General features: G+C 76.2%; 8 protein-coding genes. 2 read left to right on the top strand and 6 right to left on the bottom strand.

Annotated features, from left to right (window positions below; genetic code table 11):
- Positions 1 to 196 precede the first annotated feature (196 nt).
- The 5 genes from AB0D48_RS24805 to AB0D48_RS24825 all read right to left on the bottom strand — a co-directional run bounded on the left by AB0D48_RS24805 (position 197) and on the right by AB0D48_RS24825 (position 13,529).
- Positions 197 to 2,092 carry a hypothetical protein gene (locus AB0D48_RS24805; protein ID WP_362401050.1) on the bottom strand — a complete coding sequence of 632 codons (1,896 nt, stop codon included), beginning with the start codon at positions 2,090 to 2,092 and terminating at the stop codon, positions 197 to 199.
- Complete coding sequence (locus AB0D48_RS24810; protein WP_362400902.1) at positions 2,083 to 6,495, bottom strand: DUF5682 family protein; 4,413 nt, start codon at positions 6,493 to 6,495, stop codon at positions 2,083 to 2,085. Before AB0D48_RS24810 ends, AB0D48_RS24805 begins: the two co-directional genes overlap by 10 nt.
- Entirely contained in the window at positions 6,492 to 7,637 is a 1,146-nt protein-coding gene (locus AB0D48_RS24815; protein ID WP_362400905.1) for an AAA family ATPase, read from the bottom strand. The genes AB0D48_RS24810 and AB0D48_RS24815 overlap by 4 nt, the downstream gene beginning before the upstream one ends.
- Before the next feature lie 37 nt (positions 7,638 to 7,674).
- The gene (locus AB0D48_RS24820; RefSeq protein ID WP_362401053.1) at positions 7,675 to 12,561 is read right to left on the bottom strand and encodes a DNA-binding protein; all 4,887 of its coding nucleotides are present in this window, start codon (positions 12,559 to 12,561) and stop codon (positions 7,675 to 7,677) included.
- A gap of 101 nt (positions 12,562 to 12,662) precedes the next feature.
- Positions 12,663 to 13,529 carry a DUF4132 domain-containing protein gene (locus AB0D48_RS24825; protein ID WP_362400907.1) on the bottom strand — a complete coding sequence of 289 codons (867 nt, stop codon included), beginning with the start codon at positions 13,527 to 13,529 and terminating at the stop codon, positions 12,663 to 12,665.
- Positions 13,530 to 13,729: 200 nt separating this feature from the next.
- On the opposite strand from AB0D48_RS24825, the gene AB0D48_RS24830 reads away from it, so the two are divergent.
- Together AB0D48_RS24830 and AB0D48_RS24835 are read left to right on the top strand one after the other, a co-directional pair.
- The gene (locus AB0D48_RS24830) at positions 13,730 to 14,458 is read left to right on the top strand and encodes an HNH endonuclease family protein (RefSeq protein WP_362400910.1); all 729 of its coding nucleotides are present in this window, start codon (positions 13,730 to 13,732) and stop codon (positions 14,456 to 14,458) included.
- Between the two features lie 16 nt (positions 14,459 to 14,474).
- The gene (locus tag AB0D48_RS24835; RefSeq protein WP_362400913.1) at positions 14,475 to 14,756 is read left to right on the top strand and encodes a hypothetical protein; all 282 of its coding nucleotides are present in this window, start codon (positions 14,475 to 14,477) and stop codon (positions 14,754 to 14,756) included.
- Between the two features lie 64 nt (positions 14,757 to 14,820).
- On the opposite strand, the gene AB0D48_RS24840 is transcribed toward AB0D48_RS24835, so the two are convergent.
- Positions 14,821 to 15,354, bottom strand: coding sequence for a GNAT family N-acetyltransferase (locus AB0D48_RS24840; protein WP_362400916.1), 534 nt, complete (start codon positions 15,352 to 15,354; stop codon positions 14,821 to 14,823).
- Positions 15,355 to 15,445 lie beyond the last annotated feature (91 nt).

A 15,445-nucleotide genomic window follows, 5' to 3' on the forward strand; every position in this document is an offset into this window, starting at 1 on the left:
CTCCTGCTCGGTCGGGCGGGCCGGGCACGCGCCCTCGCCCCCCGGTGGGCGGGCGTCGGCTACGGGCCGCAGGCGGGGGCCTTGAGCTGCACGTGCCCGCCGGCCGCGGCCCGATTGCGGCGGCTCCTACGAGCGGGACACCGCGCTGCCCGGCTCTGCGCCTGACCGCCGCCCTTCGCGGACCCGCCCGAGCCCTTCAGGTCCAGGACGCGGAGACCAGGGAGCGTTCCGCCGCCGCCAGGTAGACGGCGGCCGACAGCCAGGCCCGGGCGTAGGGCTCGGACGAGGAGTCGGCGAGCCGGCCGAATACGTCACGGGGGCGGCGGTCGGCCTCGGCGGCGAGGGCTGTGGTCAGTTCCGCCGCCGCGGGGAGCCCGGCCCGGCGCAGCGGACCGTACGCGGCGAGGGCTGTGGTCAGTTCCGCCGCCGCGGGGAGCCCGGCCCGGCGCAGCGGACCGTACGCGGCGAGGGGTTCGGTGCCCCGCGCGGCCTCGGCCACGGCGCGGCGGCCGCCCGCGACCCCGGTCTCCAGGAGGCGGCGTACGCGCCACAGCGGGGAGTCGGCCAGCGGGTCCGGTCCGGTGGGGGCCGGCTCCGGGGCCGGCCCGGCGGTCCGCGGGGGAAAGTGGCCGCCCTGGAGCCGGTCGTAGCCGAGGTCAGCGCGGCCCAGCCATTCGTCGGGCAGCCGCAGCGTGTACGCGGCGCCCGGCACCGGGCCGACGGCGAGGGGCCGCAGGGTGGCGGCCCGGTCCAGGTCGGGGCGGCCCAGGACCCGCAGCGAGAGGCCGGGGTACGAGGCGAGGCGGCGCAGGTTCTCCGTGTGCGGCAGCTCCGGGTGGGGGTGCGCGGGCCGCAGCCGCAGCAGGGGCGCGTCGGGGCGTGCCTCGCGGACGAGGACGTCCTCGCCCGCCGCGCCGACTACCGTGACGTCGCAGCCGAGCAGCGCGGGCCCGGCCGCGTCCGCTCCGGCCGGCGCGCGGGTGACGGCCTCCGTCGCCGGCCGGGCGAAGAGCGCCGCGGCGGGGCCTTCGGTCCAGGGCGTGCCGCGCAGCGGCGTCGCCTTGACCCCGCGTCCGGCACCGAGCCTGCCCTCGGGGGAGACGGTCGCGCCGGCGATGCGCAGGCCGCCTCGGGCCAGCGCGGCGTGGTCGAGGACGGCGCCGCCGAGGGCGACGGTGGCCGAGCCGGCGCCGCGGGCCCGGGCCAGACCGCCGGGGCGCACGTCGGCGACCGAGTAGGCGGCGCCGTCGGGGGCCAGCAGGTGGGTGACCACTCCCCCGTGCCCGGTGGCGGAGAGCACGGGCTCCCGGCACAGGCCGTACACGTGAAGGCTGCCGCCCGGCGCGTAGGCACGGCGGGCGGCGCCGATCAGCGCGGATGAGGCGGACCCGGCGGCCAGCAGGGCGGCGGTGTGGAGGAGTTCACGGAAGGCGGTGGTGAGGTCGCCGAGCCGCTGACCTGCACGCCGCTCCCGGGCGGCGCGCAGGCCGCGTACGACCCGCAGGGCGGCCGCCTCGGCGCGCGGCAGCCCGGCGAGGCGAGCGGTGTGCGCTGCGCGCAGCAGCTCGGCCTGGACGACGGCCCCTCCGGCGGTGACCCCGGCGGCGAGGGCCTCGGCGGCTGCCTGCCACAGGGCGGCCGCGGCGCGCAGTTGGGCATCGGTGAGCGTGGCCTCGGGTTCGCGCTCGGACCGGGGCACCTGCCCGGGCGCCGCCGGCTGCTGCTCCGGTACGGGTGGCGGCGGGGCCGTTTCCGCGCCCGGTTCCGTGTCCACCAGAGGTTCCGTGTCCGCGAGCGGGGCGGCGCCCAGGGCGGCGGCCCGGTGGAGACAGCGCGGGGCCAACAGGCAGGTGCACACCACCTGTTCGGCGGCGGTGACCGCGCCCGTGGGACCGGGGCGCAGGGTGACGACGGCGTCCTCCCCGAAGGTGAGGACGACGGCGCCGTCCGCCTCCGGCACGGCGAGGGCGCCGCAGCCCGCGGTGGCTGCGTCCAGCTTCTTGCGCAGCCGGGCGCTGAGCTGCTCGACGGCCTCGGCGAGCACCTCGGGGGCGACGGGCGGCAGTGGGGTGTCGGTGCTGGTCAACGGGATTCTCCACGGAGGCGGTCGCCGACCCAGCGGGCGAGGGCGAGCGGACTGAGGGCGGCCACCGGCATGCCGGCCGCGACGAGTTGCCGGGCGACCGGAACCGAGTACCGGGGCGTGCCGGTGTCGTCGAGCGCGGCGCAGCCGAGCAGTTGGGCGCCGGAGGCGGCGAGCGCGCGGACCTCGCCGAGGAGCCCGCCGATCGGGGCGCCCTCCTCGAAGTCGCTGACCACGACGACGAGGGTGCGGCTGGGGACGGTGATCAGCGAGCGGGCGTGCGCGAGTCCGGCGGCGATGTGCGTGCCGCCGCCGACACGGACCTCCAGCAGGAGCGAGAGCGGGTCCTCGACGCGGTCGGTGAGGTCCACGACCTGGGTGGAGAAGGCGAGGAAGTGGGTGGACAGGGTCGGTACGCCACCCAGTACGGCCGCGGTCAGCGCCGACCAGATGACGGAGGCCTCCATCGAGCCGGAGACGTCGACGACGAGGATGAGCCTCCAGTCGGTTTCGCGGCTCGCCCGGGTGCTGAAGACGGGCCTCTCCGGAACGACGACCAGGCTCCCGTCGGGCCGCCGCCGGGTGTGCGCGAGGTTGGCCCGCAGGGTGCGGGCCAGGTCCAGCCTGCCGCCCGGGAGGCGGGTGGGGCGCGGGGTGGCGAGGCCGGAGAGGGCCGGGCGCAGCCGGGTCGCCAGCTCCTTGGCGAGTTCGTCGACCAGCCGTCTGACCAGGGGACGCAGCCGGGCCAGCCGGGCTTCGGGCAGCCCGCCGGCGAGGGACAGGACGGAGCTCAGCAGTTCCACGGAGGGGCGTACGGCCGCCGGGTCGAGCTGGGCCAGTACGTCGGTGCGGCCCGCCCCGGCCGCTTCGCCCAGCACCTCTTCCCGTACGTCGGCGCCGAACAGGGCCTGCAGTTCCTGCGACCACTCGCGGGCGGTGGGGAAGGAAGCCCCCTGACCACCGCCCTGGCCGCCGCCTTGCCCGCCGTCGGAGCCGATGCCGGAGGCGCCTTCGCCGCGGCCGGCGCCGTACAGCTCGTCGAGGGCGTGGGCGTAGCGGCGGGCGCCCGCGGACAGCCGGTCGTGTTCGCGTCCGAGCAGCAGCCGCCAGCGGTCGGCGGGGGCGAGCCGCAGGCCGGCGGGAGCCGGTGCGCGCGGGGCCTCGACGGTCGGCGGTGCCGGGGGCGGCAGCGCGTCCGCGGCGTGCGGAGGGAGTTCCTCGAGGGCGGCGAGTCCGGCGGCGTCGGCGGCGGCCCAGAGGGCGAGCAGCGCGGGCGGCGCGTCGAGCGCGAGGTCGATCCGGTCGCCGAGCCGCTCGGCCACCGTGTCCAGCAACCGGTCGCGGGCGGCGGGGGAAAGAGCGTCGAAGCCGCCGCGCAGGGCGGGCAGACGGTCGAGGAAGAGACGGTCGGTGAGGTGCTCGACGCGGTCCAGGAGCGGGGCGAGGGCGGCCGGGGAGGACTGGAGCAGCGGCCCCGCGGCCGTGAGGATTCCCGCGAGCCGCCGGGTCAGGGCGCGGCGGCTGTCGGCGGTGGACGCGCCGTCGATCCATCCGGCGGCGCGGTCACCGAGCCGGGCGGCCGGATCTAGGTCGAGGAGGACCCGTACGGCCAGGGCCGCGCCCTGGATCAGCGGGGACGCGGATGCGGCCAGGGCGGAAAGGGCCTCGTCGGTGCGCAGCCCGAGGTGGTGGGCGGCGGCGCGGTCGGCGAGAGCCACGAGGGCGGCGGCGTCGGCGGGGTCGTCGCTGCCGGCGAGGCCGGGCAGCGACCGGACCGCCGCTTCGAGGAGGTCCCGGGTGAGCGCGGCGGCGGTGGCGCGGGAGTCGGCGCGGGTACCGGGGAGGTGGCCGCGGTGGAGGGCCTCCAGGAGGTCGAGCGCCTCGAGGAGTTCGGGCAGGGCCGCGGTCTGCGGCAGGACGGTGGCCGCCTCGTGGAGCCGTACGTCGACCAGCTCGGGCAGATCGCACCGCGCGGCGGCGGCCAGCCCGGCGAGGATCTGCGCCGGTGTCGGGCCGCCGTCGGCGGCGGCGCGGCGCGCGGTGTCGCGGAGGGTGCCGGCGGCGGCCTGGGCGGCGGTGACGCCGCGGACTCCGGCGAGATCGAGGCGGGCCGGGACGGAAGGGGTCCAGGACAGCCGCCACTTGGTGCCGAGGGCGGTCCCGTCGCCGGTGGCGGAGACCGTGAGGGGCTCGCCGTAGGAGGCGCCGCAGACCAGGAGCCGCTGGAGCAGGACCTCGCGGCGGGCGTCGAGGGCCGAGCGCAGCGGGTCGAGGCGGACCTCGCGGGGGGCGGGGTCGTCCGGTGCGGGCAGCCGCAGCTGCGCCAGCTCTGCCTCGACGGAGGGGCCGAGGCCGGAGCGGGGGGCGTGCGGGGTGATCCGCCCGCGGGCGGTGCCCACGAGCACCGCCTCCAGGGCACGCGCCAACGCCCGTCCCCGGCCGAGGGGTTCACCCTGGCCGAGGACGGTGCTCACGGCCTCCAGGAGTTCCCCGCGGCCGGGCGCGGGGAGTCCGCGCAGGGCGGCCAGGTCGCAGGCGAGCCGCAGCGTCTCGGCGGCCTCGCCGGTCCCGGCGGTGTGTCCGGCGCGGCGCAGCTCGCGGCAGATCCCGGTGACGGCGACGGAGGCGGCATCCCGGAGGCGCCCGGGGTCGCCGCCGGCGTCGAGAACGGCCTGCTGCCAGAGGGGATCCCGAATCCCGGCGGGATACCCGGAGCGGGAGTCGAGCAGGTCGAAGGAGTACGGCACGAACGAGGTGACGGGCCGCTCCGCGTGCGCGGCCGCCTCGCCGGTACCGGGCTCGCCCCCGCCGGCGGCCCCGGAGCCCGCCCCCACCCCGGCCCGGCCGGACCGGGGACGCGGCAGGGCATCCGGGTCGAGGCCCGTAACGGCGCCTTGTGCGGGGGCGGGGGAACTGGCGGCAGGGAACGCCGTGGGCCCGGCGACCGGGCCGACGGCGGAGGCGGGCCCTGTTCCGGGCACCGCCTCCGCCACGGCGCCACCGCCGCCGGTCGGGTTGGGCCCGCCCGGGCGCATGCCGGGTGCGGTGCCGGGTGCGGTGCCGGGTGCGTTGGGCCCGCCCGGGCGCATGCCGGGTGCGGCACTGTCCTCGGCCGCTGCCCCCGCGCCGGGACCGGGCCCGCCGTCGGGGACCGGTCCCGTACCCGCGTCGGAAGCGGGGGCGGTTGCGGCGTCCGCGCCCAGGAGGGCCGGGGCGTGGAACGCGCCGATCACTGCGGCCACTCGGTGGCCTGCGGCGGTCGCGGTGGCGATGACACCGCGCATGTAGGCCTCGCGGGCCAGGTCCACCGGCGGAACGGCCGGCGTGTCCTGGCGCAGGGCCCATCCGACGCCGAGCGCGGCGCGGCGCACGGCCTCCGGCGAGCAGCCCGGCGCGAGGACCTCGACGGCGCGGTCCCACAGATCGTCACCGTCCCGGCCCGTCCCGGCGGCGGCGAGGGCCTCGCCGAAGGAGCGGCCGGAGCCTGACGCTCCGCCGGGGCCCGTGGCCACGCCCACGGGCGGGGTCACGCCCGTCGGGATCCCGCTCGGAGCCAGGGCCGGGCTCGGAGCCAGGGCCGGGCTCGGAGTCGAGGCCGTGTCCTGAGCCCCGCCGGAAACTGCGCCGGGGCCCGACACCGCAACCGGAGCCGTACCCGAGACCGAAGCCGAAGCCACGCCGGGGAGCGGAACCGGAGCCGGGACCGAAGCCACGCCGGCACCCGGGCCCGGAGCCGTGCCCGAGACCGAAGCCGAAGCCACGGGAACCGGAACTGGAGCCGGGGCCGAAACCGCGCCAGGGACCGGAACAGAAGCCGGGGCCGATACCGCGCCGGGGACCGGGACCGGAGTCAGGGACGGGACCGGGGCCGAAGCCGCGCCGGGGAGCGGAGTCAGGGTCGGGACCGAGGCCGTGCCGGGAACCGGGCCCGGAACCGGGACCGAGACCGAGACCGAGGCCGTGCCGGGGAGCGGGCCCGGAACCGGAGCCGTGCCGGGGTCCGGGACCGGAGTCAGGGTCGGGGCCGCGGTCGCGGCCGGCGCCCCGGCCGGCTGGGTCCAGGCGCGGTCGGACAGGGGGAGGTCGCAGCAGACGACCGTCGCGCCGGAGCGGTGGGCCCAGCGGAGCGCGGCCAGTTCCGGAGAGAAGTCCGCGAACGGGTAGAAGGCGAGGCGGCCGTCCGCGGCCGTGCCCGCCAGGGCGACCGGGGCGACGGTCTCCGGGTCGGCCAGGTGCTCCAGCCACGGCTGGAAGTCCGCCGGCAGCTCGACGCAGACGACGTCCGCGCCGGAGGCGTCCAGCAGGGCGGGGACCACCGCGGCCAGCGCGGGGCTGTGGTGGCGTACCCCCAGCAGGTACGGCACGCGGGAGGCCGCCAGCGCGTCGACGGCCGCGCGCGGCTCGGCCGTCAACGCAGGCTCCCGCGCAGGTCCCAGAGGCGGCGCCACATCGCCGAGCCGTCCTCGGCCCGGCGGCGGACCGGGCCGTCCCAGTACCCCAGCAGCCGCCCGTGGTCGGCCGGGTCGTCCTTGCGTACGACGCCCAGCAGGTGCCCGGGCAGCAGGTCCAGCACGTCCCCGCCCGGCAGGTACGCGGCCGCGACCCCCAGCGAGGCCGCCACCTGCACGGCTTCGGCGGTGGACATGACCGTACCGGGGCGTTCCACGTCCCAGCCCTCGGCGGAACGCCCGGAGCGCAGGTCCCGGAAGACGGTGACGAGCGCGTCGAGCACCGCGTCGTCGACGGCGAAGGCGGCGCCGGCCCGCCGGACGGCGGCGACCGCTTGCCGCCGGATCAGCGTGGCCTCGGCGTCCGCGTCGGCGATCGGGGCGACGGTCTCGAAGTTGAAGCGCCGCTTGAGCGCGGCGGACATCTCGGAGACGCCGCGGTCTCGCAGGTTGGCCGTCGCGATGACCGTGAAGCCGGGCGCCGCGCAGACCACCGCGTCCTCGGTGGCGGTCAGTTCGGGCACGCTGACCCGCCGGTCGGACAGGATGGACACCAGCGCGTCCTGCACCTCGGGCAGGCAGCGGGTGATCTCCTCGACGCGGACCACCCGCCCGGTCCGCATGGCGGAGAGCACCGGCGAGTCGACCAGGGCTCCCACGGTCGGCCCCTGGGCCAGCAGCAGCGCGTAGTTCCAGCCGTAGCGGAAGGCGTCCTCGGTGGTGCCCGCCGTGCCCTGCACGGTGAGGGCGCTGGTGCCGCAGACGGCGGCGGCCAGCAGTTCGCTGAGCATCGACTTGGCGGTGCCGGGCTCGCCGGTGAGCAGCAGGCCGCGCTCTCCGGCGAGGGTGACCACGCACCGCTCCACCAGGGCCCGTTCGCCGACGAACTTGGGAGCGATGGCGAGCTTGGCTCCGCCGTTGGGCAGGGTGAGTTCGGCGCCGTCGCTGCCGCAGACGAAGGTGACGACGGCGCGCGGGGTCAGCGCCCAGCCGGGCGGGCGGGGGCCCGGGTCCTGGGCGGCGAGGAAGGCGAGTTCGGCGGCGTACCGCTCCTCGGCGGGCAGCACCTGCCGGCCTGCGGGGGCGGATCGTTCGGTGACGGTCATAAGGAGTCCTCGGAACGGGGTGGTCGGGTGGAGGGGTTCAGCGGCGGCGGGCGCGGGTGCGCTTCACCTTGAGCTCCCCGAAGCGCGGAACGTCGCCTTCGCGGACCCGCTGCCACGCGCGGCGGTAGAGGTCCGCGGCCGGTTCGGCGGGCACCAGCGGCGCCTGCAGGGTGTGGCCGTACATCGGGAGCTTCCACTGCTCCGCCGGCAGCACCGGGAAGGCCATGTCCACCCAGCCGCCCGGCAGGAACAGCGAGCGCCCGGCCCGGCTCCGGCTGGCCGACACCACCAGGTCGGTGGCGGCCAGTTCGGCGCGGGCGGCCTTGAGCCGGGCGGGCTTCCAGCCGGTCCAGCGCGCGGTGTTGCGGTCGGTGGGATCGGGCATGGCGAGCAGCATGAGGTACAGGGCGGCCGCGTCGGCCCCCAGTCCGTGCGCGTCGGCGGCCTCCCCGACCAGCTCGGGGACCGACCGGCTGGGGTCCTGCGGCCACCAGGTGCCGTCCTTGTCGACGGCGCCCGCCGCCGGGGCGCCCGGGTCGGCGAGCAGGGCGGCGAAGCTCTGGTCGTGGGCGGCCCGCAGGGCCGTCTCGACCGCGGAGGGCCGCTGGTCGTCGCCGCGCATGACCGCCAGGTACGGGTCGGATCCGGTGGAGTCCAGCAGCGCCGGGCGCAGCGCGGGCCGGGGCCGGTTGTCCTGGGTGGCCATGATCACTGCGCCGTACCGCTCGTAGCCCTCGCCGGTCTCGGTCGGAGTGCCCGCCGCCTTGCGGAAATCGGTGAGCTCGATGTAATGCCCGCTGTTGAGCAGCAGTTCGGGGGCGGCGAGCCGCCGCCGTACGGCCGTCAGCGCGGGCGGCAGAGCCGCTCGTACGGGATCGCCCGCGGGCAGCCGGTGGGCGAGCCAGGCCATCATGCCCATGGCGCCGGTCAGGACGGCCGAGGTGAAGGGGGTGATGGCCGGCTCGCGGGGCTCCACATGGTCGCCCCGCACCGTCCACGCCACGTCGACGGAGAGCTCCGTGGAGAGGGCCGGGTTGAGGATCGCGGACAGGGCGCGGGGCACGGCCCACCCGGTGCGCACCACCCGCGAGGCCTCGGTGAGCAGCCAGTCCGGGACCGGGGTACGACGGCCCACGCGCCGGTTCCACACCTCGGCGGCGGCGGCCGCGTCGGGGCCCTCGGTCCACAGGAGTGCCGGGTCGGCGGGCAGCAGCGCGGCGACGACGGCCCGGCGGACCACGACGTCGAGGCTCTTGAGCTCGTCGCGGGCGGGCACCGCGTCCGCGGCCTTGATGTCGAGCAGGGAGCGCAGTTCGGCGGGCAGGAAGTGCCCGTTCCCCAAGCTCTCCACGAAGGGCAGCCCGGCGACCACCAGCCGAGCCAGTGCCCGGGAGACCCCGGTGAGCCGTGCGAACTCCTCGGCGGCTTCGGGGACGAAGGGCGCCGGGCCCCGGTCGGCGGCCTCGGTGAGGAAGCGGGCCAGCCAGTCGGGACCGCGCTCGGGGTCACCCAGCGGGGCGTCGCCGCGCAGCGTGTAGGGGCCGGGCACGGTGAAGCGGCCGGTGGGGTCGTGGAGGAGAGCCCCGAACTCGTGCCCGTCGGGCACGGATTCGCTGTGCTCGGTCGTGGCGAGGACGGCTCCTCCGCCGAGCGGGAGTACGGAGCGCCCGTTCAGTGCGCGCTCGACTCCGTCGGGGGTACTCAGGTGGCGCTGGTCGAGGTGGACCAGGACCCGGCGCCAGCGGTCCGCGGACCCCTCGGCGGAGGCCAGGCCCAGCGCGTCGATCTCGCGGAGCAGGCTGATCACGGCGGCGCGCTCCTCGTCGGTGGTTCCGGCGGCGACCGCGCGGTAGGCGACGGCGGCGGGCTGGTCGAGCAGCGGTGTCCAGGGCAGCGCGGAGTAGGGCAGTTGGGGCATGTCGAAGTGCAGCCTGCCGGGTACTCCGGCCGCCGCGGAGTCGGCACGGGCGGCGGCGAGTTCGCGCAGGAAGCGGTGGGCGACGTCGGTGTCGGAGCCCCAGTGGTAGTAGCCGGTGCCGGTGAGTCCGCTCAGCGCCCGGTCGATCAGCTGGTCGGTGGGGCCCTGTGAGCCGGTGTCGGCGGTTTCGGCGTCCGGCCGCAGCCGGGCGGCGATCTTGTCGAGGGCCTTCTGCTGCACGAGGGCGAAGCGCAGGACCTCGATGATGCCGCTGATCAGCTCGGGGGCGGTGACCTGGGGCAGGGCCGTGCTCACCAGGGCGGGCAGGTCGTCGGCCTTCGTGGCCGCGGCGGCCGACTTGAGCAGGGCGCCGACGGTTTCCCGGTCGGCGGTGCGCAGCGCGGCCGACCCCTCGGGGTCGCGGGGGCGCAGGGCGTACCAGTGGGAGAGCGGGGGGAGGTCCACGCTGCCGGTGGCGAAGGGAACGCGGCGCTCGTCCCCGCGCGACTGGGCGGTGATGACCCCGTCGGGGTCGCTGATGCGCAGCTCGCGATAGTTGCTGGACAGCGCGCGCGGGCGGTCGTCGCCGGGGAAGGTGAGCGCCGCGAGCGGCGCGTTGCCGCCTTCGGGGACGGTGACGGTGCGGCCGCTGGTGTCGGCGCCCCGCCAGCCGTGGCCGGGGATGCGGACGGTGCGCCACCCGAGCAGGCCGCCGGAGGGTGCGCCGAGCACCGAGCCCGGCACGGTGGGCGTCGGTCGCAGCCGGCAGGAGTACCCGGGGGAACCGCCTTGGACCGGGTGCCCGTCCAGGGTGTCGGTCAGGAACCCGGGCAGGGAGTACCGGCCGAGGTCACCCGTGACGGGGTCGTACTCGCGCCAGCCCTTTTCGGTGGTGTGGTCGCGCTGCTGCCACACCCAGCACGAGGTGCCGTCGGACAGCATCGCCCGCTCGTCCGGCAGCTTCGTGTCCCCGCGGTGCAGGACACCGCCGCCGACGGCGCGCCCGCCGTCCGGGAGCGGCAGGCTGAGGTGTTCGGAGCGCAACTGCCAGTGGTGGCGGTCGGTGTCGAGGGTGAAGACGGTACCGGGCGAGGTGTGCCAGTAGCCCTGCGTCTCGTTGGTGCTCCAGGAGTTCCAGAAGACCAGGAGTTCACCGTCGACGTAGTGGAACCCGTAGCGGTACTGGGAGCCGGTGGGGACCCTCAGGTCGTGGTCGAGGACCGTGGAGTCGGCGTCGATGACCCGGACCTGGGTGGAGTTGGCGACGATCAGGTACGGCCACGCCTCGGCGATGGTCAGGCCGCGCCGGTCCTGGACGGATCCCAGTTCGGCGACCGCGCTCTCCCAGGAGGGCCAGGTCAGCTCTTCGAAGAGGCCTCCGCGCAGGGTACGGGCGAGGGTTTCGGCGAGATCGGCGGCAGCCGCCGCGGCCACCTCCTCGGGGGCGAGTTCGAGGGCTTCGGTGGGCAGCCAGGTCAGGCGCCGGATGGCGTCGGGGACTCCGGGCAGGCCCGCGGCGGCGGAGGAGCGGGCGACGCCGCGCATCCACTCGGTGAGCAGCGGGCGGCCGCCGGGCGAGGCGGCGACGCGGCGGATGATGTCGTTGCCGCCGTCGCCGAGGCTGTTCAGCGCACTGTGGAAGGCGGGGTGGAACCGCTCGTCGGCGGCGACGGCGAGCAGGTCCCGGCGCTGGTCGGCACGGGCCCAGTCCTGCAGGTTCAGCTGGTCGTGCCGGTGCCTGCTCTCCTTGACGTCGGGGTCCGCGACGGGGATTCCCAGGGTGAGCAGCAGGTCGAGGAGGTCCGCGTCCTGGACCCCGACCCGCAGACCCGCTTCGCGGCCGGGCCGGGCGAGCTCGGTGCGCAGCCGGCCCGCGCAGCGCTCGACGACGTCGAGGAGCACCGCGGGCGTGGGGCGTTGGCCCCAGCCTGCGTGGCGGGCGGCGTGGAAGCGCTCCAGCCAGCCGGCGGTGCCGTCGGCGCACCGCTGCTCGGCGGGCAGGTCCTCGGATTCCAGCCCGGCGGTGGCGCCGGACTCGACCAGGATGTCCAGCCACAGGCCGGTGAGTTCGACGCTGTCGCCGCCGCCGGGCGGGGTCAGCCCGAGGAGCGTGCCGCGTACGGAGGGAACGCGCCGGGCGAGCGCGACGAGCGCGCCGCGGTGGGCCTTCCACCAGCCGGTCGCGGCGCGCAGGGTGGCGGGCAGCGGCAGGAGTTCGGCGAGGTACTCCTGCTCGGGCTCGGTGCCCGTCAGGCCCGCGGCGCGGGCCAGGCGGCGCAGTTCGGTGGCTGCCTGCGCGGAGGGCGGCAGCCCGCCCGCGGTGCGGCGCACGCACAGGCGCCGGAAGCGCTCGTGGGCCTCGGTGGGGCTGACGCGGACGGCCAGTTCCTTGCCGTAGCCGGTGAGCACCTTGACCGGCAGGGCGCCGGCCAGGGCGAATTCGAGGAAGACGGCATCGAGTCGGTCCTCGTCGATGCTCAGCCCGTGCTGGGCCTCGGCGGTACGGGCGCGGCCGAACAGCTGGGCGGCGTACGTGGTGTTCTCGACGGCGAGGAAGATGCGGGCGGCCTGCTCGTGGAAGACCGGCAGGAAGTGCGGGACGGCGGCGCCGAGCCGACCGGCCAGCTCGTGGCAGGCGTCGAGGGCCGCCTTGGGCTTCGTCTTGGCCTGCCGCGCGATGCGGTCGAGTTCGGGCACGACGGCGAGGGCGTGGTGGCCGTCCTCCGGGTGGTGGACGAGCACCCATTCGGGGAAGCCGAGTTCCTGACGGTGGCCGAGGCCGACGACGGGCGGTTCGCCCTCTTCGGGTACGAGGCCCAGGAAGCCTGCGGCGAGGTCCTCGGCCACGCCCAGTTCGGCGGCGGCGAGGCGGACGACGACACGGTCCTCGCCCAGGGCCGGGTGGCGGTAGGCGCGCGCGGTCAGGTCGACGGCGGTGGGGCCCGCACCCTCGGTGCCGTGCGGAAGTACCGCCCCGGCCTTGAGCAGCAGTTCGGCCTCGCTCACGGACGCGCCGTCCTTTCCCGTGGTGATGGTGGTGCTTTCGATGGTGGTGCTCGTGCTGTCGGTGGTGCTCGTGCCGGTGGTGCTCGTGCTGTCGGTGGTGCTCACGCCTCCCCGCCCTCCTCGATCTTGCGCCCGGCGTACAGCGCCGCGGCCATCCGCATCCCCTCGGACCAGGCCACCGGTCCGACCCCGGCCAGGGGCAGCGCCCGGCCGTCCTCGCCGTGCCAGGTCAGCGCGCCGGTGGTGGTCTCGTCGTCGTAGTAGGGCTCACCGATCCACACCGCGGCCTCCGTACCCCGGCCGGTGTCACGGACGTTGCAGGTGGCGTAGCCGCCGGAGACCCGGTAGCCGAGGCCGGTCGCCCGGGCGGCGAGGCTGAAGCGGGTGGGGAAGACCCCACCCGCGTAGTCGCGTACCTCGGTGGCGGTCGCGACGAGCCCGGCGGGCTTGCGCCAGGTGGCGCGGTGGATCTGCTCGACCCGCTGCACGATGCCCAGTTCGGCCGCGAAGTCCCGTACGTCCTCCAGGTCGGGCAGCAGCACCGGGTGCGGCAGCGTCACCGTGCGCGGGGACAGCCGTACGGTCTCGCCGTCGAGGTTGACCACCTTCAGCTCACCGGACTCCGTGGCGTCCCGCAGGAAGCCCACCTCGTCGGGGTCGTCGCCGACCACGGCCAGGTCGCGCAGGGCGCTCTGCCAGGCCTCGTCCGGCCACACCCGGGCGAGCAGCGCGGTCGGCACGGGCAGCGAGGACACCATCCAGGTGTCGACCTTGGCGACACAGGCGGCCGCGTGCCGGTCGAGCCATTCGGCGAGCCGGCGCAGCCGGTCCACCTCGGGATGGTCCTTCAGCGCCTTGGGCAGGGTCTTCAGCTGCCGCCCCGCCGCCCGGCCCTTGCTGGACCGCGCCGCCACCCGCCCTTCCACCAGGGCGATCTCGTACCCCTCGCCCGCCGCCACCCATGCCATCAGTCCGCGTCCCTCCGCCTGTCCCCGCCACGTCCGCGCAGCCCTGACACGGGGGTGGGAACCCCCTGAGCTGCGGTGTATGCCGGGAGACTAGCGAGCGCCACTGACAACGCCCTCCGGAGGGCGGCAGGTCGGTTCTTTGTCCGGTTCTGGGTAGTGTTCAGGGAACATTGACGCGTAGTCGGTTTGGGGTGGGGTCCATGGTTCGTCAGATACGGGTGCCTGCCGCGGCCCTGGCGGCGTCGCTGCTGCTGGCCGTGGCCGGCTGCTCCGGTCCCGCCGCGCCGGGGACGGGCCCGGACGCGAAGCCCTCCGCCTCGGGTGCCACCCCCAGGGCCCCTGCGCCGACCGACGGCAAGCCCGCCGGCGGCGACGCCCTGCCGGGCATGGTCACGACGGCGGTGGCCCGGACCCAGCTCGCCGCGCTGAAGGTGGCGCCGGCCGGCACGATGGCCGGGTACAGCCGGGACAAGTTCACGCACTGGGCGCAGCAGGGCGAGAAGTGCGACACCCGTGAGACCGTCCTCCAGCGGGACGGTACCGGCGTGGCGCGGGACTCCGAATGCCGGGCCGTGTCCGGCACGTGGAAGAGCCTCTACGACGGGGTGGTCGTCACGGACGCGGCGAAGATGGACATCGACCACATGGTGCCGCTCGCCGAGGGATGGCGCTCGGGCGCGGCCGGCTGGGACGCCGCCCGGCGCAAGGCCTTCGCCAACGACCTGACCCACCCTCAGCTGCTGGCCGTGACCGCCGCCTCGAACCGCTCCAAGGGCGACCAGAGCCCGGACCTCTGGCAGCCGCCGGACAAGACCGTCTGGTGCCAGTACGGACGGGCCTGGACCACCGTCAAATCGACCTACGCCCTGACCGTCACCGAACCGGAGAAGAAGATGCTCGCCACGATGCTGGACACCTGTACCTCATGACCGACGGACGTACCTCATGACCGACGCACAGCAGTGGCAGGACCAGGTGCAGGCCGGGCCGGGCGGCGCGATGACCGACGAGGTCGGCGTCATCACCGGCCCGCTCACCCTGCGCACCACGGCGGTGGCCGGGGGCCTGGCCCGGTTCGACGTCCAGTACACCGACGCGGACGAGTGGTACACCCTCACCGGCAGCCCCGTCCCCCACCACGGCGACCCCGCGGCCCTGCACGCCGCGACCCTCACCGCGATCCGCGCCGGCCACGGTGCGCAGGCGCCGGGCACCGCGTCCGCCTGAGCCCGCGGAAGGACGCACCCGCCGAAGGACGGAAGTACGGCAGGCGGCAGGCGGCAGGCGGGGATCAGGCCTCGTACTCGGTCAGGTCGATGCTGTGGATCTGCAGGAGGTGGTGGTGTTCGGGCTCGGTCGTGTCGCGCTCCGGCACCATGCCCAGCTTGCGGATCACGTTCTCGGAATCGTCGTTGCCCGCCCGGTTGATCGCGATGACCCGGTCGAGCCCGCGGTCCTGGAGCGCGAACTCGAGCGTGGCCTGAGCCGCCTCGGACGCGTAGCCCTGGCCCCAGTACTGGCGGCCGAGCCGCCAGCTGATGTCCACCGCCGGCAGCACCTCCGGCAGGTACTCGGGAACCGAGAGGCCGACGACGCCGATGAGCTCGCCGGATCCGAGGAGCTCCACGGCGAAGAGCCCGAAGCCCTCCTCGTCCCACTCCTCCTCCCAGCGCTCGATGTCCTCGGCCGTCCGGTCCAGGTCGCGGGTGGAGCCGTCCCCGATCCAGCGCATCACCTCCGGGTCGGCGTTGATCTCCGACAGGGGGACGAGGTCGTCCTCGGTCCAGCGGCGGAGGAGGAGGCGGGGGGTACGGATCTCGGTCATGCCCCACATCCTGCCGAAAGTCGGCCGACCAGCGGTAATCGGTCATTGCCGCCGTGTTGCGGATTCGTGGCCATCACGGTGGGAATGTTTT

The sequence above is a fragment of the Streptomyces sp. NPDC048269 genome (assembly GCF_040652395.1).
In the GTDB taxonomy this organism is placed as follows: Bacteria; Actinomycetota; Actinomycetes; order Streptomycetales; family Streptomycetaceae; genus Streptomyces.